Raw genomic sequence first — 20494 nt, 5'->3', positions numbered from 1 at the left:
TCAAGGCGACGATGCGGCCGGTACAAGACCTGAGCGGGGGTAGGAAGGTGGTTGGAGACGTGCGTGGGCCTGGGGATCGTTGAAGTGCGCGGGGGACGTTGCCCCAGTGTTCATGACAGCAACCATTGCATACCACATGATCATGCAAGACTTTCCCTTTCGTTGGAGGGTCAACGACCGGGTACGGCCCGCGCGGGTGTCAGCGCTAGGGTGGACCCGTTCGGCTGTGATCGCAGCATGAAGGCATGCCTGGCGATCGATCGGCACCCGGCTTGTGGCCTGGTACACGTCGTACAACTAAATAACCATGTTTTTTGTGATCCGAGCAAACGAATTATGAAATTTTACTTACAAAAGTTATAAGGTTATTCCTACACGCTACATCGCCTTCCCTACCTGACGGGTCAGGGTTGCGATAAATCGGCGTACGTCGGCCAGCATCAACGCAGGCTGCTCCCACGCTGCGAAATGGCCCCCTGCGGGCATGTCGTTCCACTGCACCACATTGAAGGTTTTCTCCACGTACGTGCGGGGCGGTGGCGCAAACACCGGGTCAGGAAAGGCTGCAAAGGCCATGGGTACCGTGATGCGCGTACCAGGGGGAAACGCGCCGGAGCCTTCCAGTTGCCGCCCGTGGTAGAGCCAGGTAGCGGTGACCATGGCCGAGGGCGCCACGTAGAGCATGATGTTGGTGAGCAATTGTTCTTCAGTGAACCGGGCCCACAGGTCCGGGGCACCTTGGGCGTTCCTAGGCAGGTCCGCCCACTTGCCGCATTTCTCTAATATCCAGGCCGCAGCACCCACCGGGCTGTCCGCCAAAGCCACGCCAAGGGTTTGCGGGCGGGTGCGCTGCAGGTGGCTATAGCCCGTTTCCTCCTCTCTCATCAGCGCCTGGGCCTTGAAAAAGGCCTGCTCCTCAGGGGTACTGGCCTGGGTGCCTTCGGCCGCCAGGTTGGCCATGTTGAGGTGCAGCCCTAGCAGCCGCTCGGGTCGGTCGTAGGCCATCCAGCCGGCGATAGACGATCCCCAGTCACCGCCCTGTACAACGAAGCGCTGGTGGCCACACACGCGGGCCATCAGTTCGTGCATAAGCGCTGCGGTGCGCCGAGGCCCCACCACACCGGTGATGGGCGTGGAAAAGGCATACCCCGGCAGCGACGGTACAATCACGTCATGGCCATCGGCTGTCAGCGGTTCAAGCAGCGCTTCGAACTCAATGAACGACCCAGGCCAGCCATGGAGTAACAGCAGGGGCGGTTTACTGCCGTCCCCTTTTACATGGACGAAGTGAAGGGTTTCGCCATCAATCACGGTGGTGAAATGGGGTAACTGGTTCAGGCGCGCCTCCACCGCTCGCCAGTCGAACGCGGTGCGCCAGTAGTCTACAAGGCGCCGAAGGTCAGCCAGGCCGACGCCCGCCGTCCATCCACCAGCGTCGGGCATTTGGCCCCAGTCGAAGGCGGTGACCTTGCCAGCGATCACCGCCAAGCGTTCATCGGGGATATGAATACGGTAAGGGGCGACCATGGGTGTCTCCTGTGAAGGTTCCGTCCACTACAGGACCCTGTGCAAGCCCCTTATATCCTTTACTCACGCTGAGCCAAGCCCCTACCCATCATGCTTTGCCGAATTCCACATCCAAGCTCATGGAGTTGGAACTGCGCATGGGGTTCTTGCCTTGCCCAAGCTGGTCGTCGTTAGGGTGGATATACGTATCGCCCGTTCCCAACTGCTGCTCCAGGAAGGCGCCGCCCTTCTGCATTTCGGCCGTGGAGCCGTCGTACCAGCCGGGGATGGTGTCATCCAGGTTCTTGATCACACCCTGCTTCAACGCTTCGGCGGCAATGCTCTTTTTGTCGCCGATTTCAAAACCTTTACCATCCGTGGCGTAGATAGAAGCATCGCGACCATCGATGTCACTGGTATTCACGAATTTGTTATAGGCCTCTAGCCGAGCGGCATCCGCGTGGTACTTGCCGTCATCGCCCTTCTGTTTAAACAGCATGGTGGTATCAGCTTCGTACTTGAGGGTGCCCTTTTCCCCTGGCTTGAGGGTGATTTCGCCGATCAGTTTTTCATTCTTGTCGAAAGCACCGTATGACCGCTCTTTATCATCGGTATTGGTGATATTGAGTGAGTAAGGCCCGGTGCCTGACGTCTGGCCACTCTCTGTGGCAACGGTAGCGGGTTTAGAGGTGGCTTGCGCTTCACTCGTCCCCGAGCCGTTGGCAGGCTCGCCCTGAGCGGTTGGGCTGGTGGGTACAGGGGTCTCGGCCTTCTGCACCGGTGCTGGGCTGGCGGTAGGTTGGGCTGTCGCCTGCTCGGGCGCTGGCATGCCGCCTGCTGGCGCACCGGCCCCTCGCCCGCTGCCGCCGCCAGACGAATTGCCGCCGGCATTGTTCTGGGCCGCGCCGGCGTTACCGTTCTGGTTCTGCTGGGTGAACTGGGCGAGCAATTGCAGAATCTGCTGCACTAGGTCACGTACCCGTGACATCACGTCATCGTCTTGGCCGGTTTGTCCGGCAGCAGCCGTTTTGCCCAGCGTGGCCTGCGGGGCCTGCCCGCCAAAATGGATCTGGTTGTTTTGCAGCCCCAGGTTGGCTGAGCTGCCGAAGTCCACGGCGCCACCGCGACCACCGCCGCCCGAAGGATTGCCTGGCCCCGGCTGAAGGCTGGAGGGTGGCTGGTAGGGCGAAACATCCAGCCCAAACGTTTGGGCCGCTGGCCCCTGCACTAGCGTCGACATACCGGTACCTTTGCGCGAGATCGGATGGAGACTGCCTGTGTGGTGAAAGAGGGGGCGTGGTTCCATTGACAGCAGGCGGCTTTTATCGCTGGATCAGGCTGCGCCTCAAGCCGCGCCGTTGTTCGGCCGCGTTGCCCAGGTGGTGGCGAGGCCGAGTACCTACTTCCCGTGCCTTCGCTCTCCCGAGGCGCGCAGGGCTGAAAACGTGGAAGCGCTGCGAAGCACCGCCTGGAAAAAGCCCTCAGCGCGCGGTGCGTCACCGGAGGCGGAGGCGCTGCCAAAGAGATCGGGGCAACGCTTGTCGGGTAGAGGGGGCTTTTAAGGAAAAGCGCCCCTCTCTGCCATTACGCCACGACAGCGTGCTCTGCAGGGTGTTCTACCCCCAGCATGACAATCTGTGGCACCTCAGCGGTGTGCGACGTGCCCGCAGTCTCTTTGGCCAGTGTGGTGGGGGCAAAATTGAAATTTCTGGCCCGCAGTTCATCGTCGTAAGACCCGTCGAGAGACACTTCAAAGCGATTGCCCGCCTCATCCGGCTCCAGCGACTTAACGTAAGTACGGTCCAGCGTGCCGCTGTAACTGACCTGCAAGGTGCCGTTATGGCCATCGCCCAACCCCGTAAACCCCAGGGCCGATACGTCCAGCACATCCTTGTAGTGCTCAAACCCTTTGATCACATCGGCAAAGCTGGTGGTCGCGTTGCGGTAGCTGTCAGTGAGGGCCGTAAACACAAAGGTGTTCTTGCCCTCACCCCCGTCCAGGGTATCCCGGCCGGTGCCGCCGATCAGCACGTCATCGCCCCTGCCGCCATTGAGGCGGTCATCCCCGGCCAACCCTCGTAGCACTTCGTTCAAGGGGGTGCCGGTCAGGGTATCGTTGCCGTCCGTCCCGGTGATCACCACCGTGGAGAACAGCAAGTTGCTGGTGTTCAGGCTGGCGGCCACGTCGCCGTCGATGGCCACTTCGAAGCGATGGCCGTTGGCGGCCGCGTCGTAGTTTTTTAGGTAGGTCGTGCGGTGGTCGGCACTCACCTGCACTGCCAGCGTACCGTTATGGCCATTGCCCAGGCCGGTGAAACCCAGCCCATTGAGGTCGATACGGTCCTGGCTGGCATCGAAGTCCAGGATGCGGTCGCTGAATGCGCCGGTGGACGTTCGGAAACTGTCCTCCAGGGAGGGGAAGCGGAACACGTCTGCGCCCTGGCCGCCGATCAGCACGTCACGCCCGCCACCGCCTTGCAGCACATCGTTCCCTGCGCCGCCATTGAGCACTTCAGCGTCACCTGACCCTTCCAGCAGGTCCACATTGGGCGAACCGTCCAGGTGAACCTTGCCGTCCTGGCTGCCGAAAGTGGTGTCCAGGCTGCCATCGGCATTCAGCCGAACCACCCCATAGCCGTCCACTACTTCGCCGGCTGCTGCCCCCAGGTAGCTATCAGCGGCGATCAGTATCTTGCCATCGGCCTGCACGGTGACAGAGCGTGGCGAGTCGTAGCCAGGGCCGATATCCAGGGCCAATACCCCGCCTGCTCCGAAGGTGTTGTCGTAGCTACCGTCAGCGTTGAGCCGTACCAGCGAGAAGCCTCCATAGCTGCTGTTGCTGCCTGCCAGCAAAATCTTGCCGTCGGCCTGCAAGGTAATGTCACTCCGGTAGTCGTCCAGTACATCAGCGCTGAACCCTACTTGCCCGTGGTCGCCGAAGCGGTCATCCAGGGAGCCGTCGGCATTGGCGCGTATCAAGCTGTAGTGGGAGCCCTCGCCGTAGCCTTGCGCGCTGGCCACAAGCACCTGCCCATTGGGCAGCGCAATGGCATGCCGGTCACCATACAGATCCAGCCCAGTATCGACGTTGAGCACACCCCCCGCACCGAACCGGGTGTCGCGTGTGCCATCGGCGTTGAGCTGTATCAGGCTGGCGCCGTTTTCGCGGCCACCGCTGTACAGCACCGTGCCGTCGGCATTGACCCTCAGGTCACCTTCATCGGTGCTGAAACCTGGTGGAATGCTGGCCTGTGCATTGGCGTTGAATAGTGTGTCCGGGGTACCGTCAGGGCTTAGGCGTGTGAGGCTGGCCGTCGACTCGCCCTCTACATAGCCAGGCGATTGCACAATGATCGCACCGTCAGGCTGTACGACCAGGCTGTAGCCTTCATCGATGGACACCTGAGCGCTGATCACCACGCGGCCGCTCACGCCAAAGCTGGTGTCCACCGTGCCATTAGCGTTCAGGCGAACCACCGAGTAGTCATAGTAGGTTTCGATGGGCCCGCCGTAGAAGCTGAAGCCGCCCACTAGCACTTTGCCGTCTGGCTGAACGGCAATGCTTTGGTTGACTTCATTAAGGCCGGCTACATCGACGATGACGGTACCGGGGGCGGTTCTAGTCGTGTAGCTGGCAGTGGAAACAGGGGTGTAGACGGCCATGAATCATTCCTTTGCAGGGCGGTGAGAGGTGCTGGTATGTAACGGCCCTTCCACCCTAGCGGGTTTGAGCGCCGTTGCCATCAACCTGCAAACCAGCGGTCGGATATTTGATGGCGTCGCACTACGCCGCCCGCAAGCACTGCCATTTCGCGCGGCGCTGTAAGGGCATGGGCAGTTGCCAGGGTACTCGGCAATCGAAGCCTCAATGATCTGCTTTGTGATAGCGTCGTCACTGATAGAGCCATCGGTCAGCCCACGGTTACCACTGCGTTAATTAGCAGCACCACGATCAACCCCACCACGGCTACGATGGATTGCACCACCGAGATGGTTTTGGTGGCTTCGCCCATGGTCATGCCGAAGGATTCCTTCACCATCCAGAAGCCGGCGTGGTTGGCGTAGTTGAAGAAGAGCGAACCGCAGCCGATGGACAACGCCAGCAGTGGCAGGTTGAGTGTAGGGTCTGCGCCAGCCAGGGGTGCTAGCAAGCCGGCAGCGCCGACGATGCCAACAGTCGCCGAGCCGGTGGACACCGACAGCAGCATGGCGATCAGCCAACCCAGTATCAGCGGAGGGAACGCCGATTGCTGGGTAAGGTGCACGATGGCGTCCCCTACTTTGGCGCTGGTCAGCAGTTCCTGGAACGCGCCACCCCCGGCGATGATCATGATGATGGAGGCAATGGGCTTGAGGCTTTTGCCCAGCCCATCGCGCAACTGTTCGGCATCACCTTTGCGAACCAACACCAGGGCGGCGCCGGCAAACAGCACGCCTAGCAGCATGGCGATCAAGGGGTTGCCCAGGAAGCTGGCCAGTTCCAGGGCAGCGGCGCCCTTAGGCAGCACCATTTCGGCCACGGCGTGCACCAGCATCAGAATGGCCGGTAGCAAAGCAGCCAGCACCCCCAGCCAGACGCTCGGGCGGGCGTGATCGGCGGGCGTTTCAGCGAGGGTGAATTGGTCCAGCAAAGCCTGATCGGGCTTAGTGGTCATGCGCGGTGAAATAAACGCGCCATACAGCGGCCCGCCCAGGATCATGGCCGGAATCGCTGCCAGAAAGCCGTAAAGCATGGTGGGGCCGACCGAGGTCTTCAGGGCCGCAATGGCGGTCAAAGGGCCTGGGTGCGGCGGCACCATGCCATGCATGGCGGCCAAGGCCGAGATCACCGGCACACCGACATAGACATAGGCCGACCCTTTGAAGCGTGCCTGGGTTTCCAGCTTGCGAGCCACGCTGAAGATCAGCGGCAACATGATCACCAGGCCCACTTCGAAGAACATGGGAATGCCAATCACAAAGGCCACCATCATCATGGCCCACGGAATCATGCGGTCCGAGGTGCGCCTGAGGATGACTTCGGCGATCTGCTCAGTGACCCCGGCGTCAGCCAGGATCTTGCCCAGCATGGCGCCCAGCGCGATCACCACCCCTACCGCGCCCAGGGTTTTGCCCGCGCCGGTGATCAGATGGGTGACGATGGCGCCCGGCTCCATATGGGTGGCAAAGCCTACCCCGATGGACACCACCAGCAAGGCCAGCAGAGGGTGCAGCTTCAAGCGCGATACGATCAATGCAACCAGCACCAGCACGCTGGTCAACGCCGTGAGTAACAGCTGTATATCAAGAGCGGTCATGAAGGAAATCTCGGTTTGGGAGGCTTTGGAACAGCACTCGGCCGTTGAACAAGGGTTCAAGCGTCATACGCGCATACAAGGGTTAAAACCCGAACAGCACGCGGGGCGCGTCAATCAGCAACGCTTGCCGCAGGTGTGACGAACAACCCAAGGCCTCAAGCTGTGCCACAGCGGTGGGGAAACTTATGTGGTGTTCATGTTGGGTATGAGGCCAGTCACTGCCCCATACCAGGCGCTGGGCACCGAACCGTTGCTCCAGCAGTGCCATGGCCTCACGCGCGAAGGCCAGTTTTTGCTCATCGGTTCCACCTAAACGGTACAGGCCGGACACCTTCAGCCACACCTGTTCGTTCGCGCCCAGCGCCAGCACGTGCGCGAACCCCGGATGATGCACGCCCAGTGCTGCGTCGGGGCGGCCGAAGTGGTCGATCACCAGCCGAACCCCACACGGCAGCAACTGGGTGACCAGCTCGGGCAGGTCGTCCACGTGCCGATGCAGCTCTACGTGCCAACCGAACTCAGCGACCCGGCCAAAAAAACGCTTCCATAAAGGCTCGCGAAGGTCCGGCATAGCCTTGCCCAGCAGATTAAGGCGGATACCGACCACGCCTTGGGCCGCCAGGCGCTCCAGCACTACAGGGCTGGTATCAGGTGCGAGCACTACTACCCCGCGCAGCCGCTCCGGGGCCTGGCGCAGGGCTGAAAGCAGGTAGCTGTTGTCGGTGCCCAGGAAGCTGGGCTGCACCAGCACCCCATGGCTGAACCCGTGGCGGTGCAGGTGAGCCAGGTACTGGGCCAAGGGGGCATCGTAGCCAGGGGCATATCGGCGCTCCGCCGCAAGGTCGAGCTCGCGGGTAAACACATGGGCATGGGCATCAATGCCAGTCAGGGGAACAGCAGAGGTATCGGGCATAGGACTCATGGGTGGTTAGTACGAGGTATCAGTGACGAGGGCGCTGGCTGGGCGGGCGAAGGCGCAGGCGTACCCTCCAGGTGGCGGCCCTGGGTTTCCGGCAGGCACAGGGCAGCGATAACGGCTACGCCATAGGCAACCCCTGCATCAATGCCGATAGCAGAACCCAGGGACATGGCGTCGCTCATATGGCCCACCAGAAACGGGAACACAGCCGACAGCACCCGGCCGAAGTTGTAGCAAAACCCGACACCCGCGCCCCGTACGTCGGCTGGGTAGAGCTCGTTGAACAGCGCCCCAAGGCTGGCGGGAATACCTGCGGCGAAGAAGCCCAGGGGGAACCCCAGGAACAGCATTTGGGTGTTGGTCAACGGCAGAAAGACGTAGCACTGCACGGTTATCACGCAACACAGTGCGAACAGCACGATGTTCTTGCGGCGGCCAATGCGGTCGATGGCGTAGCCGCTGGCCACGCACCCGCACCAAAACGCGATGATGATCACCGCGAGATAGCCGCCGGAATTAAGCACTGACAGGTTACGCTCGGTTTTAAGGAAAGTCGGCAGCCAGGTCATGACCGCGTGGTAGCCCCCATGGGCCCCAAGGCCCAGCAGCCCGCCAAAAAGGGTGACCCGAAGCAGTTCAGGCCTGAAAATGCCTGCCATGGAGCGAGCGAAACTGTGCGGGATGGCCTGAGCCTGCTTTACCCGCTGGAAACTGTCAGGTTCCTCCACGTGGCGCCGTACCCACAGAATAAGCAACGCGGGCAACAGGCCCACAATGAACATGACGCGCCACGCCATGGCCTGGGGTACAAAGGTGTAGATGAGCGCAAACACACCTACGGCAATCCCCCACCCCACTGCCCAGGCGCTCTGGACAGTGCCCATCACTTTCCCCCGATACCGAGGGTTGATGGTCTCGGCCATCAGTACTGCACCGGCCGCCCATTCACCGCCAATGCCGAACCCCTGCAGCGCTTTTACCACCAACAGCTGGTTGAAGCCCGTGACAAACGCCGACAAGCAAGTGAACAGGGAAAACCACAGGATCATCCACTGAAGCGTGCGCACTCGGCCATAGCGGTCTGACAGGGTGCCGCCCAACCAGCCACCCAATGCCGAGGTAATCAGGGTCACGCCACTGATCAGCCCCGCGTCACCTTTGCTCAGGGCGAACGCAGCGATCAGCGCTGGAATTGCCAGGCCGAACATCTGCACTTCCAAAGCGTCCAGCGACCATCCGCCGAAACAGGCCCAAAACGTTTTTCGCTCGCGAGGCGTAATCTGGCGATACCAGCCGAACATAGTGCTTATCCTTATGGTTGAACGTGAAGCAGCCCACAAGCGCTGACGGCGGGGTCAACGAATGTCCACGTGGTAGCGGAAGTGTTCAGCGTGGCCCCGGGAACGACGCCATTCCAATGGCGTACCGGCGTAGTCCCGCGCCAGCCGTTCGATGACCACTACGGGGCTGCCCAAGGGCACATGCAGCAGGCGCGCGTGCACCTCGTCCACGGCTTCGGCTGTCAGGGTTTCTTCAGCGAAAGCGACTACTTGCCCGCATACCGTCTCGTAAATGGGGTAAAGCAGCGGCCCTTGCTGGCTAAGGTCGATGCCTAGCAGCCCCTGAAAGCGCGCGCGTGCAAGCCAGATGTCCTCCGCCAATACCGGCTGATCCTCCAGCAGGCGAAGGCGAACGATACGGATCACGGCAGCGTGAGCAGGCAGGCCCAGCGCTTGGGCAACGGCGGACGGTGCAGCCAAGGGCTCGATGGACAGGATTCGGCTTTCCGGCACCTGGCGTTCGCCTGTGGCTGACTGGAAGCGGAAAAACCTAAACAGCGAAGAATGGAATTGGGGGCGCCGCACGAAGGTGCCTCGGCCCTGATGCCGTTCGAGAATGCCTTCGGCAACCAGAGCGTCTACGGCTTTGCGCACGGTGCCGGTGGACAACTGATGTTCGGCCGACAGTGCGGCTTCAGTAGGAATGGCTTCGCCGGGGCGCCACCGGTTGTTGGCAATCTGCTGGGCCAACTGGTCACGCAGGCGCTGATACAGCGGCAAGCGTGCATCACTAGGCAGTGAATTCATAGACTTATTCACCTTGTTATATAGTCATCTATATGAATCTGCAGTGAGTATTCGTCGCCCTGTGGGGAGGTGTCAAGGGGCTGAGGGTGTGAGCGGCACAGGTGGTGGCCGCTCGAAAGAAAGGGTTAGCAGCGCTGAAAAATGTTTGGCACTGGGGCAAGTGCTTATGTGAGCACCTTCAACGCCCGGTCATAAAAGGCTTTTCGCTCGGGCAACCCCTTGAGCCCGCCGTTGATGGCACGGGTAATCGCCTCGGTATCCCCGCCATCAGCCAGCCTGTTGAGGTGGCGCATCGCCCAGTACCAACCAGCGGACAAAGCCGCATAGCAGGGCTGTTCAAGGAGCTCGGGCGAACCCAGCAGCCTCTGATCGCCGAACAGGGCCAGGCTGCAGGCCAGGTAGTTGTCGCGGCCGGTGACCTGAAGCAGCCCCCTGCCACGGTAGGCTTGGCCATCGCCATCTGCCCAGGGGGTGTTCCCCAAACGCTTGGCGAGGGGCCCGGTGTCATAGCGCTCCAGGTAGCGATCGCTGCCCAACTCACGAACGTATCGAAGTTGGCCAGACTCCTGGCCGACCTGCGCGAGAAAAGCGCTGACCCTGAGGGGGGTGTCGATGGCGTAACGCGCCATGGCCAGGTTGATCGAATTCAGGTAAGCGCTGGCGCGGTCCCCCGCCAGCGGGAAGATCTGCCGCAGTTGAATGTCGGTCAGAGGCATACGCACCTCCGGTGTGAAGGCCTTGCGGCCAGGGTATTGCAAAGGTGGAGCATGCAAGGGGTCATGGTTTGGGCCCTCCGAATTTGCTTCGGATGATTGACCATAGGTCTGCTGCCTTGATAGCACGGGTAATGGCGGCCACCAGCGACCCTCCAAACGCGCCCAGCAGGAACCCTACCCCTGCCACGCTGCTAGGTTCGACAACGCCGAAGTAGGCGCTCACCATGCCGGTAAGGTAGTGCGCGCAAGCCATGCCCGTGAACAGAAACATCAGCCATGACGCGCAATCGCTCAGGTCTTCCTTGTGCCAACGGCTGGCAACAAGGGCGCCGAACAAGCCCGCCATCATCCAGTCAAGCCGGGTGAACATCCGCTGAAAGAAGTCCATACGTCACCTCGCGGCGTGATGCGGAACAGGCCGCCACCGGCCTGCACACTGGCAAGGCGTGCAAGACCGGCAGCGGGATGGATGCCCGGCGAGTGCCGGGCTAGGGGTGAGTCAGCTCGCGGAGAAGTTCCAGTGGCTGATCCGTTTGGCGAAGTACGGCGTAACCAGTGCCACCGTAGCCGCTTGGTCCGAGCGTTCCAGGCTCATCTTCTCGGTGTCCGAACCAGGGCCGGTGACCCACAGCGTGCCAGGGACCTGTTTGGTCACCATCAGGTCCAGCAGGTTCTTCAGCGCCGTGCGGGCCGCGTCAGTGCTGGGGATGCCTACCTCACCAATGTAAGTAGCCATTTTGTTCTTGGTGGCATACTCGAACATGGGTGTGAAGATCCCGTCCGGTGCCGCTTTGGTAAAGACGTCGGGCTTTATCTGGGTGTTGTCACCGTTGTAGGCACCACTGGAGCCGCCGTCTACGTCTCCGTAGCCGTGTACTTCCCACACAATCGAATTGGCCGAATCTACAATTTGTGCTTGCAGGTCTTTTGACGCATTTTCCCAGTTGCGAGCACTTGCATACTGCAAGCCACAGATAAACACCGGTTTCTTGGAGCTGTTGCGCAAGTACTTCAGCACCGTGTTCATGGTGTTGATATACAGCGTATTCATCCCCTCTGCCGTGATGTAGTCCGTTGCATTGGGCGTGGTCTGTGCATAGGGCTCGTTACCCAGCCCCCAACCCAGCACCATCGGGTCGTCACAGGACTGCACCAGCTTCTGGTGGAAGTTGGCCAGGTGAATGGCCGACCAGGCCGCCCCACTGATGCTATTGCTGTCGTTGATAAGCACAGGCTCGGTGGCCTTCCAGCGGTTACCTTGGTTACCGGCCTGGTTGGCTGGCAGCAGGCGCCCGGTCATCTTGCCGTTGGCCGTTTCATAGCGCATCAGGCGCATGTAATGGTGTGGGTCCGGGATGATTTTCGCTTCACCGTTGGAGTCTGCGCGAATCCACCCCAGCAGCTCCTTCCATTTGCTTACAAAGGTGGTATCCAGGCTGGCGCCCTGCCCTGGCAAGCCTTCGTTGGTGAGGTTGATCGCCCGCTGCACTTCGAAAGGGAAGCGAATAAGGCGAACGCCGCGCTGCTTCACCCAGAGGGTGATGGTGTCGCGGGTAGGCCAGAAGTAATGAGTGCCCGCCTCGCCGGGCACGATCTGCCGAGCGTTTGCATGGGAGCCCAGGTTGATACCCAACAGTGGAATGTTGGTCAGCGTGTTGATGCCGGTGCTTGAATTAGCCATGGTGTGTTGCCTCTTAGTCAGTAGATAAGGAAAGCAGTCGTGCTGCCTGTTCTACGCTCAAGGGCGTTGGCTCGAGGCGCTTGGCCTTCACATGATTCAATGTTCCGCAGCGGGAGCATTTGATCTGGAGTTCAGTGAACTCGCCCATTCGGGCGAGCAGTCGGTTGCAGTTGCCACAGCGGCAGTCGTTCAACATGTGGAAAGGTCCTCGCTGTTAATCCCCGCTGGCCTGTGTTCGTATCCAGTGACATCAGGTTACAAGTATAGATTGCGACTTACAAGCTTTTTTTGTAATGATTTCTACAACCCTGAATTGTATAGTGATCGCCATGAGCACACTCCATAGCCGCATCGGTACGGCACGCGAACAGAAAGGCCTGAATCAGTCCGAGCTTGCCAGAGCGCTTGGGGTGTCCCCTCAAGCTGTGCAAGGTTGGGAAGCAGGCAAGTCAAGCCCTCGGGGCAGCCGGCTGGCTGCGCTCGCCAATTGCCTTGGGGTCTCTGTGGCCTGGCTCATGGTGGGCGGAGACTCCCCGGCGGTCTCTATAGAGCCAAATGTGGAACCAGGCCCTCCGATTACGTCAGTGGCTCGAAGGATTGAGATTGTGGGAACAGCACAGTTAGGCCCGGAGGGCTTCTGGTTCGAGCTCGATGGCGGCGACGGCCATGTGGAAACCTGGTCCAGGGACGAGGACGCTTACGCCCTGCGCTTGAAAGGGGACTCCATGGCGCCGGCGATACGCAGCGGCTGGGTAGCCGTGTGCGAACCGAACCATCGGCTGGTGCCGGGTGAATATGTGATGGTGACCACCCGGGATGGGCAAAGCATGGTCAAAGAGCTGCTATTCGAGAACGACGATGGTGTGAGCCTGATGTCGGTGAATTCTGCTTATGGCGACCGCTTGTTCGTGAATTGGCAGGACGTGCAGGCCATTCACTATGTGGGCAACATTCTTGCGCCCAGCAAGATTCTCGGCCGCCTGTAGCGGTTAGCGCTCCCCTTTTCATGTGCCCGCCTTGTGCGGGCTTTTTTGTGCCCTTCAAACTTGCCGTACCTCGATACAGCCTAGGCTTGCTTTCAGTGAAGCCTTGGAATACTGTTTATAAATACAGTTATTCGGAGGCTACCATGGCACGTACAGAGACCCGCGCTACACACACCCCGCCCACCTCGTACGAGCTGATGGGGCTGCGGCTTCAAAAAGTCATCAACTCGTCGGCTTCCCAACTTTCCAGGTCAGCCGTGCTGGAACGTCGGCCTGAAGACCAGGAACAGGATTGGGATCGGCTCATAGAGGAAATTGGCGAGAACGAGCACGTCACTATTCGCCATCGCGGGAATCATTTTCTTACGCTGGTGTGGAGTGTGCCTACGGAGCATTGAACACACTCAGCGTGCCTATAGCGTTCGAACAATCCTACAGTGCCAGGTCTGCAGGTACGTCTGGCCACCCTCCTGCTCCTGCCCTACGACCGTAAAAGCGCGTGTCGACATCGTATCCACGCGCACATTTACCAACGGAGGCAGCAGGTGCTGCCGGGTGCCTGGTGCAATCAGTACAGCCCTGGGGGCATGCCCCACCACTCGCTCACACCTCTCCACCCCTATTTTCAGATCGCCTTGTACCGCTTCGCTTAGTGGTACATCGTTCGGTTCCCGCTTGACACCGTGGGTATACATGCGGATTACTGCGAAGTACATAGTCCTTCCTATATGTATATCTATACAGTAATTATCCTTCAGGAAGGGGGGAATGGAAACCGCGCTTGGTCGGCCAGGAGGCACTGTGAACCGTTGGAGAAGCTATTGGGAAATCATCGATGACCAAGTGTGCTGCCGTACCTGTGGTGCGCGACAAGGCCTGATAGAAGCTGGGCGCCCGTTCGTACACTACCCCTTCTGCACTGCGAAGATCCCGGCAGCTCAATTGCCGTGGCGGGACCTTGCCTCCATATTGAGGCGGGAGGTGGGGAAGCCTTCCAAGGGCCAAGCAGGTTGAAGAATAGGGGCAGCGTCCGGCCTCGCAGACATTGCCCAACTCAACACTCGGCGGCTGTACAGTATTGAAATGATTTGCCCGCACGCCCGATGTTCCAAACTCACACTGCGTGCTTAGTGCCTCGACTGCATCCAGCCAATGATCATGAATATCAGGCCTGGAATAAGAAGGCCTGGCGCCACGTAGGCCAAGGTCCCATGAGCGATCAGTCCCGTCACACCGGGGCTGAAGCCGCAGATTGCGAGGGGTAGCCCTACTAGAAACATCGAATTCCGGAATGCCCTTTCCACACCGTTTCCTTATCGAACTGACGTTCGATCAATCGTAGCAGTAGATGGGAGGCTGATCGAGTCGGCCTAAAACATATCAGGCACAGTTGTGCGCGGGCCGGTGTTGACCCTATTGAAACGGTGGACCGGATAAGAATGTGATGTCACTCATAAAGTCACTAGGCCCAAAAACAACAAAACCACCCGAAGGTGGTAAGTCATTAGATATATTGGTCGGGACGGAGGGATTTGAACACTCGCACCCCCATGCGTGCAAGAGGCCTCAAACCTCCCCGGCATCCCGCCAATAACTGCAACACGCACTTGATTCACACCGAAGCCTCTTGAGATACGCCTATCGATTCCCCGAGCCGTAGGTAGAGCGTGGCGCCTTGCGTGCCCGCCTGTAGCTGCTCCGGCGGGCCGGGGGGGAACCGCAGCCAGCTGCCGGAAGCGAATCGATGCCCATTTGTGAATACCTCGCCGGCAACAATCAGGATTTCAGTCTGGGTTGAACGGTTGCCGAAGACGGAGCCTTCTCCCTTGAGACGCAACAGGTAAACCTCTTCGCTGTCGTTGCTATACAACGGACAGACAGACCCGTCACGGCCCGGGCGCCAATTCGCAGGATCATAGGTGTCCAAACGCACCATGAGCTGATCGTCTTCACGCATCTGCCGCAGCTTGACGAAAATTACAGCGCCCTTCGGGCTGGAAGGCGCGTGCATCGAACCGGAAGGGTTACGCAGGTACCAGCCGGCCGGATAGTGGCCGTCATCGTCCGCGAAGGTGCCGTCGAGCACCAGGATCTCTTCACCGCCGGGATGACCATGGCTCGGAAAGACCGAGCCCGGTGCGTAGCGGACAATGCTGGTGGCCCGTGCTTTTTCAGCTCCCACTCGGTCAAGCATGACGCGTTCGACCCCCGCCTGGGGCGAGGCAACCCAGTGGTAGTCCTCGACAGCGACGACTGCCGGACGGGTGAAGTCAGCATTGACCAACATGAGGCGCTCCCAGAACGTACGAGGTAGAAGATTAAAACGTAGGCAGTTGAGCGTAGGCATCCATTACCCGAGCGGAATATACCAGGGCAGCACCGGCATTGAGTGCGACTGCTACACCCAGCGCTTCAGCGATTTCGCCTTGGCAGGCTTCTAATTTAGTTGCGGCCGGCCATGACACCGCCGTCAACGTCCCAAATGGCACCCGTAACCCAGCCAGCCTTGTCGGAGAGCAGCAAGGCGACCACTTCTGCGACGTCTTCTGGGGTACCTACCCGGCCAATCGGATGGAAAGCATTGAAACCTTGCAAGGCCGAATGAACCTCGGCCTTGGGAATGAAGCCTTCGTAGATCGGGGTTTCAACCACGGCAGGCGATACAGCGTTCACGCGGATCTGCTTAGGCGCCAGTTCCATCGCCAGGTGTTGGGTCAACGCATGCAGGCCGGCTTTAGCCATGGAGTAAGCCGAGGAAGGAGTTGCAGCAATGGCTTGCCGGGCCCACATCGAGCCGATGTTGACGATGGCGCCAGGACGGCCCTTAGCTACCAGGTTCTCAGCTACTTTCTGGGTGATGAAGAAAGTGGCTTTGTTCAGCTGCATGTACTGATCGTAGTCCGCTTCCTGATGTTCCAGGAAAGGCTTGGGAAAGAACACGCCAGCAGCATTGACCAACAGGTCGATGTCAGCGTGATGCGCGTCAATTTCGGCCAATACCGCTGCTACGCCTTCTGCATTGGTCAGGTTGGCCGTGAAGGCGCTGATAGGGCCAAAGGCCGAAAGGGCTTGGCGCGCTTGCTCGGTTTTCTCGGCACGGCTACCAACGATAACGGCGGTACCGCCCTGTTGCAGAACGTGGCGAGCGATGGCCATGCCCATGCCGCTGGTGCCGCCAATGACCAACAATTTCTTCCCGCTGAATTGATGACTCATGTTATTTACTCCGGGTGGGTAATCGAGCGTTAGGCGGTGACGGCTTAGCCGTTAACGCTTACGCTCTGGTGTATGAGCAAATAGTGAGCTGTCTTGCATACGTGCACAAACCAGATAAAGTGTCAGTTCGATAAACAAAATCTTTAACGTCATGGCCGCAATTGTTCACCTCAACGCTCTTCGTGCTTTCGAAGCCAGTGCCCGCCACCGAAGCTTTTCTGCTGCCGCGACTGAACTCAATGTCACCCCTGCTGCGGTGGGCCAGCTAGTGCGCACCCTGGAGCAATGGCTAGGAACACCGCTGTTTCTTCGCGGGGCCAGCGGCAAGGCCCGTCTAGTTACGACCGATACCGGCGAGCGCGCGCTACCGGACATTCGTGCCGGCCTGGAACGGCTTGCTTTGGGACTGGAGCACATGAAGCAGGGTGCGCTCAGCGGTGTGCTGACCGTGACAGTCAGCCCTGCTTTTGCGGCCAAATGGCTGCTGCCACGTATCGAAGGCTTTCATACCGCATGTCCGGACACCGATGTACGTTTGGATACCCAACTCCGGGCAGTGGATTTTCTTGCCCAGCGCATCGACATTGGGGTGCGCTATGGCGCGGGAAATTGGCCCGGTTTGGTGAGCGAAAAGCTGATGGAAGAAGAGGTGTATCCGGTCTGCTCACCCGTACTACTGGCCAGGTGCGGTTCACTGCGAGCGCCGAATGACCTTACCCATGAAACCTTGATCCACGACCAGTCCATGGACGGCCATGCAGGCTTCGCTACGTGGGAAACATGGTTGCAGACCGCCGGAGTGGCCGACATTGCGGTCAGGCGCGGCATGAAGATCAATAATTCGGCGGCAGTTCTGCAAGCGGCAATCGATGGCTTGGGCGTAGCCTTGGCACGCAGTGTAATGGCCAGGGATGATGTGGCAGCCGGCAGACTGGTCCGCCTATTTCCTCAGATCAAGTTCGCTTCACCCTTGGCCTATTTCGTGGTCTACCGGCCCGAATACGCCGATTTGCCAAAGGTACGTGCCTTTCGTGAGTGGTTATTTAAGGTATCAGCAAGCCAGAACGCACTAGGTGCTGCTGGTTAGCCCGCCTATCTGACCTAAAGCAACCAGCCATCCCCAGTGGATCTCGTGTACGAGCTAGGTGAGCGATTGCTATGGTCGGTTGCAGCAGGTGGTGACAACCCGCAGCCGCCCCCAGCAGCTCTTCGGAATATGGCCAGCTCGCCACTTCGCGGATAGATGATGGAACTGTATGCCAGGCTCAGTTCAAAGCATCCAACTCCGATCTGGGACACACTGACCACGGCACCTTTCCTGCCACCTGCTTGATATGCCAAGCCTGCCGGTAGGCCGCCCCACCTATGATCTCAATGCCCGCCAGCACCATGCCCAAGGTCGCCATGCCATCCAGTTTCACTTCGTAAAGATCCGGCAAAGGCGGCGAATCAAGCGGCGCGCTTGGCCTGATGTAGGCTTTCAAGCATGCCTGCTCCAAAGGGCCGAACGGGTTAGCCAGCATCTGAATATTGCCTTGGATAGGCTCAGTGGAACGGACCACCTTCAAATCGAGCTTTACGCCACGCTCGTACATTGGGACGATTACGTTTTCAACAAGCGCACCGGCTCTCTCCGTTGTTCGTTGTTTATAAAGCGCCGCCACTGCCGCTTCGGCTTGCTGCTGCCGCTCCAGGGCACGCTGCGCCTGCGCAGCACCGGCGATTGCGATCGAGGCCAGGTCGGCAGCGTAGCCCTAGGATCGGCTGGCCAGCGCTGCCGTGCAGGCGTTTGCCTGCCAGTACCAGGCTCTACAGAAGCCAATGCCGGCCGCGAACGCCAGTGCGCTGCTGCTGGCCAGTACGCGCGTGAGGAGAACGTTCAAATGAGCGCCCTACGCATGCCTTCCTCTAGGTGTAAAAAAGCCCGCACAAGGCGGGCTATTGAATGGTCACGGACTTACAGCAGTAGTGGCTGAGTTATCGTTTGGCGGTGAATATCAACCAGAAACAGAATGCGAAAAACGCGCCCGCTATGGCGAGCCCAATGCCCAGCAACACTCGGCCCACACCCTCACCGAAAAGGCTAGTGGACCGTTCGTGGATAACGCTTCCAAGTGAGCCAAACACGACGGTCAATGCCATGGGCAGGCGAAAGTAATGAAGCGCTACAGATCGCTCGGGCATCAACCAGATGCCTACTATCCAGAAGGCCAGAAACCCTGTTGCAACATCGTTCATAAGTCGACCTGGATCGATTGTCTTTTTTGCCGGTTCCAGCTTCACTATCCAGCCCTTTTCAACAGCTATTGCGTTTGTACGATAGTACGTCAGGCCGCAGCCCACCGTTTGGAACCTGATCACAACCCAGCACTTATGACGACGGTTATAGCCGCTCTACCTTCAGAGTCGACTTGGACCTTTTGGCCTTACCCATGCGTCCGGGCATCTCAAGGCGTACCGCAGCAGTGGAGCGGTTGAAGGCCGCTATCCGAGCTTTTGCGGCAGCCTCTGCAGCGGTCTTGTTTGGATGGATATGCCGGTCAGTGTGCACACCAGGAAGGCCAGTGGGCGCATCGGCATTGTTCAGGGAGACCACGGCCAACTTGCCCGTTTCTTTATCCAGGTAATGTGCCTTGGCGCCGGATTGGCTGGTGCGGTCGCTGTGCCCGAAATGCCACCGGCTGACGTCGCTTCGTTTGAGTGCAAGCGGAGGGGCCACTGTTCCGGTGGCCGTAACGCCGCCTTGTCGGGGCATGACCAATAGTTTGCCGCCAGCGACTTTAGCCGTGCAGTCGTACTGACACGCCAGGCGGGTAAGAAAATTGAGGTCCGATTCCCCTAACTGATCGACCCTGGGCATGAGCGTTTCAACCTCACACACCGGTTCTCAGCCGTTACGAACAGCAACCTCAGTGACAATCTCCCGTAGCGGCCTGCCTTCCCAGGCTCCTGGGGATCTTCTTGGTGCTAGGGGCGAAGACGACGACGGACACGCTGCAGAGCCCACGGCAACGGTAACTCCCTGCAAGCCCGCCAGCTCCAGGCCCTGCTGGACAAGTGCAGCGACCTGGCCAAGGAAGCATTCGTCAACCTTCATGGTAGCGCTGCAGTTGATCGACGCAGCCAACAAGGTATCAGCTACGGACTCACGTGGACCAGTGTTGACCATATTGAAAAGGAGGACCGGATGAAAAAGCGATGTCACTCGAAAAGTCACTAGGCCCAAAAACAACAAAACCACCCGAAGGTGGTTAAGTCGTTGAATATGTTGGTCGGGACGGAGTGATTCGAACACTCGACCCCTTGCACCCCATGCAAGTGCGCTACCGGGCTGCGCTACGCCCCGACTAGGCGTTTACCACCTGTTCCCGTTAGCAGCGGGAACGAGGAGAAAGATACCCTAAGCTTTTGAATTACGAAAGCTTTTTCTCCATTTTTTTTCGTTTACTTCTTGAGCACGTGCAACACGTCTTCCAGTTCGCTGATCATCTGGCGAATCAGCTGCTTGTACTGGGTCGTATCGTCCTTGGCTTCATCGCCAGAGAGGCGCAACCGCGCGCCTCCGATGGTGAAGCCTTGGTCATACAACAGGGCGCGGATCTGACGGATCATCAGCACGTCCTGGCGCTGGTAATACCGGCGGTTGCCGCGACGCTTTACAGGGTTTAGCTGCGGAAATTCCTGTTCCCAGTACCGGAGCACGTGCGGTTTTACCGCACACAAGTCGCTGACTTCACCAATGGTGAAGTAGCGCTTGCCGGGAATGGGCGGGAGCTCGTCGTTATGACTTGGTTCCAGCATAGGCTTCCACTCGGGCCTTCAGCTTCTGCCCTGGACGAAAGGTGACGACACGGCGCGCAGTGATCGGAATTTCCTCACCCGTTTTCGGGTTTCTGCCCGGCCGCTGGCGCTTGTCTCGGAGGTCGAAGTTTCCGAAGCCGGATAGCTTGACCTGTTCGTTGTCTTCGAGTGCGTGCCGGATTTCCTCGAAAAAGAGCTCGACCAATTCCTTGGCCTCGCGCTTGTTCAAACCCAACTCCTCATAAAGACGTTCTGCCATCTCAGCTTTCGTCAGAGCCCCCATAC

20 protein-coding genes, 1 tRNA gene and 2 pseudogenes are annotated in these 20494 nt (G+C 59.4%); 4 read left to right on the top strand and 19 right to left on the bottom strand.

Features of this window, described 5'->3' with window-relative positions; genetic code table 11:
• Positions 1 to 378: 378 nt before the first annotated feature.
• The 11 genes from HBH25_RS01265 to HBH25_RS01215 all read right to left on the bottom strand — a co-directional run bounded on the left by HBH25_RS01265 (position 379) and on the right by HBH25_RS01215 (position 12402).
• A complete protein-coding gene (locus HBH25_RS01265) occupies positions 379 to 1527 on the bottom strand; it encodes an epoxide hydrolase family protein (RefSeq protein ID WP_168080699.1) in 1149 nt (382 codons plus the stop codon).
• A gap of 88 nt (positions 1528 to 1615) precedes the next feature.
• Positions 1616 to 2746, bottom strand: coding sequence for a hypothetical protein (locus HBH25_RS01260; protein ID WP_168080697.1), 1131 nt, complete (start codon positions 2744 to 2746; stop codon positions 1616 to 1618).
• A 344-nt stretch (positions 2747 to 3090) separates the two neighbouring features.
• Positions 3091 to 5169, bottom strand: coding sequence for a M10 family metallopeptidase C-terminal domain-containing protein (locus tag HBH25_RS01255; RefSeq protein WP_168080695.1), 2079 nt, complete (start codon positions 5167 to 5169; stop codon positions 3091 to 3093).
• Between the two features lie 248 nt (positions 5170 to 5417).
• Positions 5418 to 6803, bottom strand: coding sequence for a GntP family permease (locus HBH25_RS01250; protein WP_168080693.1), 1386 nt, complete (start codon positions 6801 to 6803; stop codon positions 5418 to 5420).
• 82 nt (positions 6804 to 6885) lie between these two features.
• Positions 6886 to 7716, bottom strand: a complete 831-nt coding sequence (locus HBH25_RS01245) for an amidohydrolase family protein (RefSeq protein WP_168080691.1) — start codon at positions 7714 to 7716, stop codon at positions 6886 to 6888.
• A gap of 5 nt (positions 7717 to 7721) precedes the next feature.
• Positions 7722 to 9023 (bottom strand): MFS transporter, encoded by a 1302-nt coding sequence (locus HBH25_RS01240; protein WP_168080689.1) that lies wholly within the window; start codon positions 9021 to 9023, stop codon positions 7722 to 7724.
• 54 nt (positions 9024 to 9077) lie between these two features.
• Positions 9078 to 9809, bottom strand: coding sequence for a GntR family transcriptional regulator (locus HBH25_RS01235; RefSeq protein WP_168080687.1), 732 nt, complete (start codon positions 9807 to 9809; stop codon positions 9078 to 9080).
• Positions 9810 to 9973: 164 nt separating this feature from the next.
• The gene (locus tag HBH25_RS01230; RefSeq protein WP_168080685.1) at positions 9974 to 10525 is read right to left on the bottom strand and encodes a glycoside hydrolase family 19 protein; all 552 of its coding nucleotides are present in this window, start codon (positions 10523 to 10525) and stop codon (positions 9974 to 9976) included.
• Positions 10526 to 10586: 61 nt separating this feature from the next.
• Positions 10587 to 10913, bottom strand: coding sequence for an MFS transporter (locus tag HBH25_RS01225; protein ID WP_168080683.1), 327 nt, complete (start codon positions 10911 to 10913; stop codon positions 10587 to 10589).
• A gap of 111 nt (positions 10914 to 11024) precedes the next feature.
• Positions 11025 to 12206 (bottom strand): cellulase family glycosylhydrolase, encoded by a 1182-nt coding sequence (locus HBH25_RS01220; protein WP_168080681.1) that lies wholly within the window; start codon positions 12204 to 12206, stop codon positions 11025 to 11027.
• A 13-nt stretch (positions 12207 to 12219) separates the two neighbouring features.
• Positions 12220 to 12402: a Com family DNA-binding transcriptional regulator gene (locus HBH25_RS01215; protein WP_168080679.1), complete on the bottom strand. Its 183-nt coding sequence runs from the start codon at positions 12400 to 12402 to the stop codon at positions 12220 to 12222.
• A 133-nt stretch (positions 12403 to 12535) separates the two neighbouring features.
• On the opposite strand from HBH25_RS01215, the gene HBH25_RS01210 reads away from it, so the two are divergent.
• Both HBH25_RS01210 and HBH25_RS01205 read left to right on the top strand, forming a co-directional pair.
• The gene (locus HBH25_RS01210) at positions 12536 to 13192 is read left to right on the top strand and encodes a helix-turn-helix domain-containing protein (protein WP_168080677.1); all 657 of its coding nucleotides are present in this window, start codon (positions 12536 to 12538) and stop codon (positions 13190 to 13192) included.
• A 143-nt stretch (positions 13193 to 13335) separates the two neighbouring features.
• Positions 13336 to 13590 carry a DUF1654 domain-containing protein gene (locus HBH25_RS01205; RefSeq protein ID WP_168080675.1) on the top strand — a complete coding sequence of 85 codons (255 nt, stop codon included), beginning with the start codon at positions 13336 to 13338 and terminating at the stop codon, positions 13588 to 13590.
• 1214 nt (positions 13591 to 14804) lie between these two features.
• Here the strand turns inward: HBH25_RS01205 and HBH25_RS01200 are convergent.
• Entirely contained in the window at positions 14805 to 15479 is a 675-nt protein-coding gene (locus HBH25_RS01200) for a cupin domain-containing protein (RefSeq protein WP_168080673.1), read from the bottom strand.
• 155 nt (positions 15480 to 15634) lie between these two features.
• On the bottom strand, positions 15635 to 16408 hold the full coding sequence (locus tag HBH25_RS01190) for an SDR family NAD(P)-dependent oxidoreductase (RefSeq protein WP_168080671.1): 774 nt from the start codon (positions 16406 to 16408) through the stop codon (positions 15635 to 15637).
• A gap of 151 nt (positions 16409 to 16559) precedes the next feature.
• Between HBH25_RS01190 and gcvA the strand changes: the two genes are divergently transcribed.
• Positions 16560 to 17495 (top strand): transcriptional regulator GcvA, encoded by a 936-nt coding sequence (gene gcvA / locus HBH25_RS01185; RefSeq protein ID WP_168080669.1) that lies wholly within the window; start codon positions 16560 to 16562, stop codon positions 17493 to 17495.
• Positions 17496 to 17673: 178 nt separating this feature from the next.
• Here the strand turns inward: gcvA and HBH25_RS01180 are convergent, their stop codons facing one another.
• The 3 genes and pseudogenes from HBH25_RS01180 to HBH25_RS01170 form a co-directional block, all read right to left on the bottom strand.
• On the bottom strand, positions 17674 to 18072 hold the full coding sequence (locus HBH25_RS01180; protein ID WP_168080667.1) for a hypothetical protein: 399 nt from the start codon (positions 18070 to 18072) through the stop codon (positions 17674 to 17676).
• 313 nt (positions 18073 to 18385) lie between these two features.
• Positions 18386 to 18646, bottom strand: coding sequence for a hypothetical protein (locus HBH25_RS01175; protein ID WP_168080665.1), 261 nt, complete (start codon positions 18644 to 18646; stop codon positions 18386 to 18388).
• 196 nt (positions 18647 to 18842) lie between these two features.
• Positions 18843 to 19358, bottom strand: a pseudogene (locus tag HBH25_RS01170) (contractile injection system protein, VgrG/Pvc8 family); the annotation flags it as partial.
• 157 nt (positions 19359 to 19515) lie between these two features.
• Between HBH25_RS01170 and HBH25_RS23140 the strand changes: the two are divergent.
• Positions 19516 to 19599 (top strand): annotated as a pseudogene (locus tag HBH25_RS23140) (integrase); the annotation flags it as partial.
• Positions 19600 to 19677: 78 nt separating this feature from the next.
• Here HBH25_RS23140 and HBH25_RS01165 read toward each other — a convergent pair.
• The 3 genes from HBH25_RS01165 to ihfA all read right to left on the bottom strand — a co-directional run bounded on the left by HBH25_RS01165 (position 19678) and on the right by ihfA (position 20492).
• A tRNA-Pro gene (locus HBH25_RS01165) sits at positions 19678 to 19754 on the bottom strand.
• Between the two features lie 98 nt (positions 19755 to 19852).
• Positions 19853 to 20209, bottom strand: a complete 357-nt coding sequence (locus HBH25_RS01160; RefSeq protein WP_168080663.1) for a MerR family transcriptional regulator — start codon at positions 20207 to 20209, stop codon at positions 19853 to 19855.
• A complete protein-coding gene (ihfA, locus tag HBH25_RS01155; RefSeq protein ID WP_002553164.1) occupies positions 20190 to 20492 on the bottom strand; it encodes an integration host factor subunit alpha in 303 nt (100 codons plus the stop codon). Before ihfA ends, HBH25_RS01160 begins: the two co-directional genes overlap by 20 nt.
• Positions 20493 to 20494 lie beyond the last annotated feature (2 nt).

Origin of the sequence: Pseudomonas quercus (assembly GCF_012033695.1) — a bacterium.
Lineage (GTDB): Bacteria > Pseudomonadota > Gammaproteobacteria > Pseudomonadales > Pseudomonadaceae > Aquipseudomonas > Aquipseudomonas quercus.
Note: the sequence above shows the minus strand (reverse complement) of the source record. Positions and strands in the feature narration are given on the sequence as shown.

Excerpts from the sequence above, each read along its gene's own strand:
- HBH25_RS01265 (WP_168080699.1), bottom strand. The coding sequence starts at position 1,527 with ATGGTCGCCCCTTACCGTATTCATATCCCCGATGAACGCTTGGCGGTG.
- HBH25_RS01260 (WP_168080697.1), bottom strand. The coding sequence starts at position 2,746 with ATGTCGACGCTAGTGCAGGGGCCAGCGGCCCAAACGTTTGGGCTGGAT.
- HBH25_RS01255 (WP_168080695.1), bottom strand. The coding sequence starts at position 5,169 with ATGGCCGTCTACACCCCTGTTTCCACTGCCAGCTACACGACTAGAACC.
- HBH25_RS01250 (WP_168080693.1), bottom strand. The coding sequence starts at position 6,803 with ATGACCGCTCTTGATATACAGCTGTTACTCACGGCGTTGACCAGCGTG.
- HBH25_RS01245 (WP_168080691.1), bottom strand. The coding sequence starts at position 7,716 with ATGCCCGATACCTCTGCTGTTCCCCTGACTGGCATTGATGCCCATGCC.
- HBH25_RS01240 (WP_168080689.1), bottom strand. The coding sequence starts at position 9,023 with ATGTTCGGCTGGTATCGCCAGATTACGCCTCGCGAGCGAAAAACGTTT.
- HBH25_RS01235 (WP_168080687.1), bottom strand. The coding sequence starts at position 9,809 with ATGAATTCACTGCCTAGTGATGCACGCTTGCCGCTGTATCAGCGCCTG.
- HBH25_RS01230 (WP_168080685.1), bottom strand. The coding sequence starts at position 10,525 with ATGCCTCTGACCGACATTCAACTGCGGCAGATCTTCCCGCTGGCGGGG.
- HBH25_RS01225 (WP_168080683.1), bottom strand. The coding sequence starts at position 10,913 with ATGGACTTCTTTCAGCGGATGTTCACCCGGCTTGACTGGATGATGGCG.
- HBH25_RS01220 (WP_168080681.1), bottom strand. The coding sequence starts at position 12,206 with ATGGCTAATTCAAGCACCGGCATCAACACGCTGACCAACATTCCACTG.
- HBH25_RS01215 (WP_168080679.1), bottom strand. The coding sequence starts at position 12,402 with ATGTTGAACGACTGCCGCTGTGGCAACTGCAACCGACTGCTCGCCCGA.
- HBH25_RS01210 (WP_168080677.1), top strand. The coding sequence starts at position 12,536 with ATGAGCACACTCCATAGCCGCATCGGTACGGCACGCGAACAGAAAGGC.
- HBH25_RS01205 (WP_168080675.1), top strand. The coding sequence starts at position 13,336 with ATGGCACGTACAGAGACCCGCGCTACACACACCCCGCCCACCTCGTAC.
- HBH25_RS01200 (WP_168080673.1), bottom strand. The coding sequence starts at position 15,479 with ATGTTGGTCAATGCTGACTTCACCCGTCCGGCAGTCGTCGCTGTCGAG.
- HBH25_RS01190 (WP_168080671.1), bottom strand. The coding sequence starts at position 16,408 with ATGAGTCATCAATTCAGCGGGAAGAAATTGTTGGTCATTGGCGGCACC.
- gcvA (WP_168080669.1), top strand. The coding sequence starts at position 16,560 with ATGGCCGCAATTGTTCACCTCAACGCTCTTCGTGCTTTCGAAGCCAGT.
- HBH25_RS01175 (WP_168080665.1), bottom strand. The coding sequence starts at position 18,646 with ATGAACGATGTTGCAACAGGGTTTCTGGCCTTCTGGATAGTAGGCATC.
- HBH25_RS01160 (WP_168080663.1), bottom strand. The coding sequence starts at position 20,209 with ATGCTGGAACCAAGTCATAACGACGAGCTCCCGCCCATTCCCGGCAAG.
- ihfA (WP_002553164.1), bottom strand. The coding sequence starts at position 20,492 with ATGGGGGCTCTGACGAAAGCTGAGATGGCAGAACGTCTTTATGAGGAG.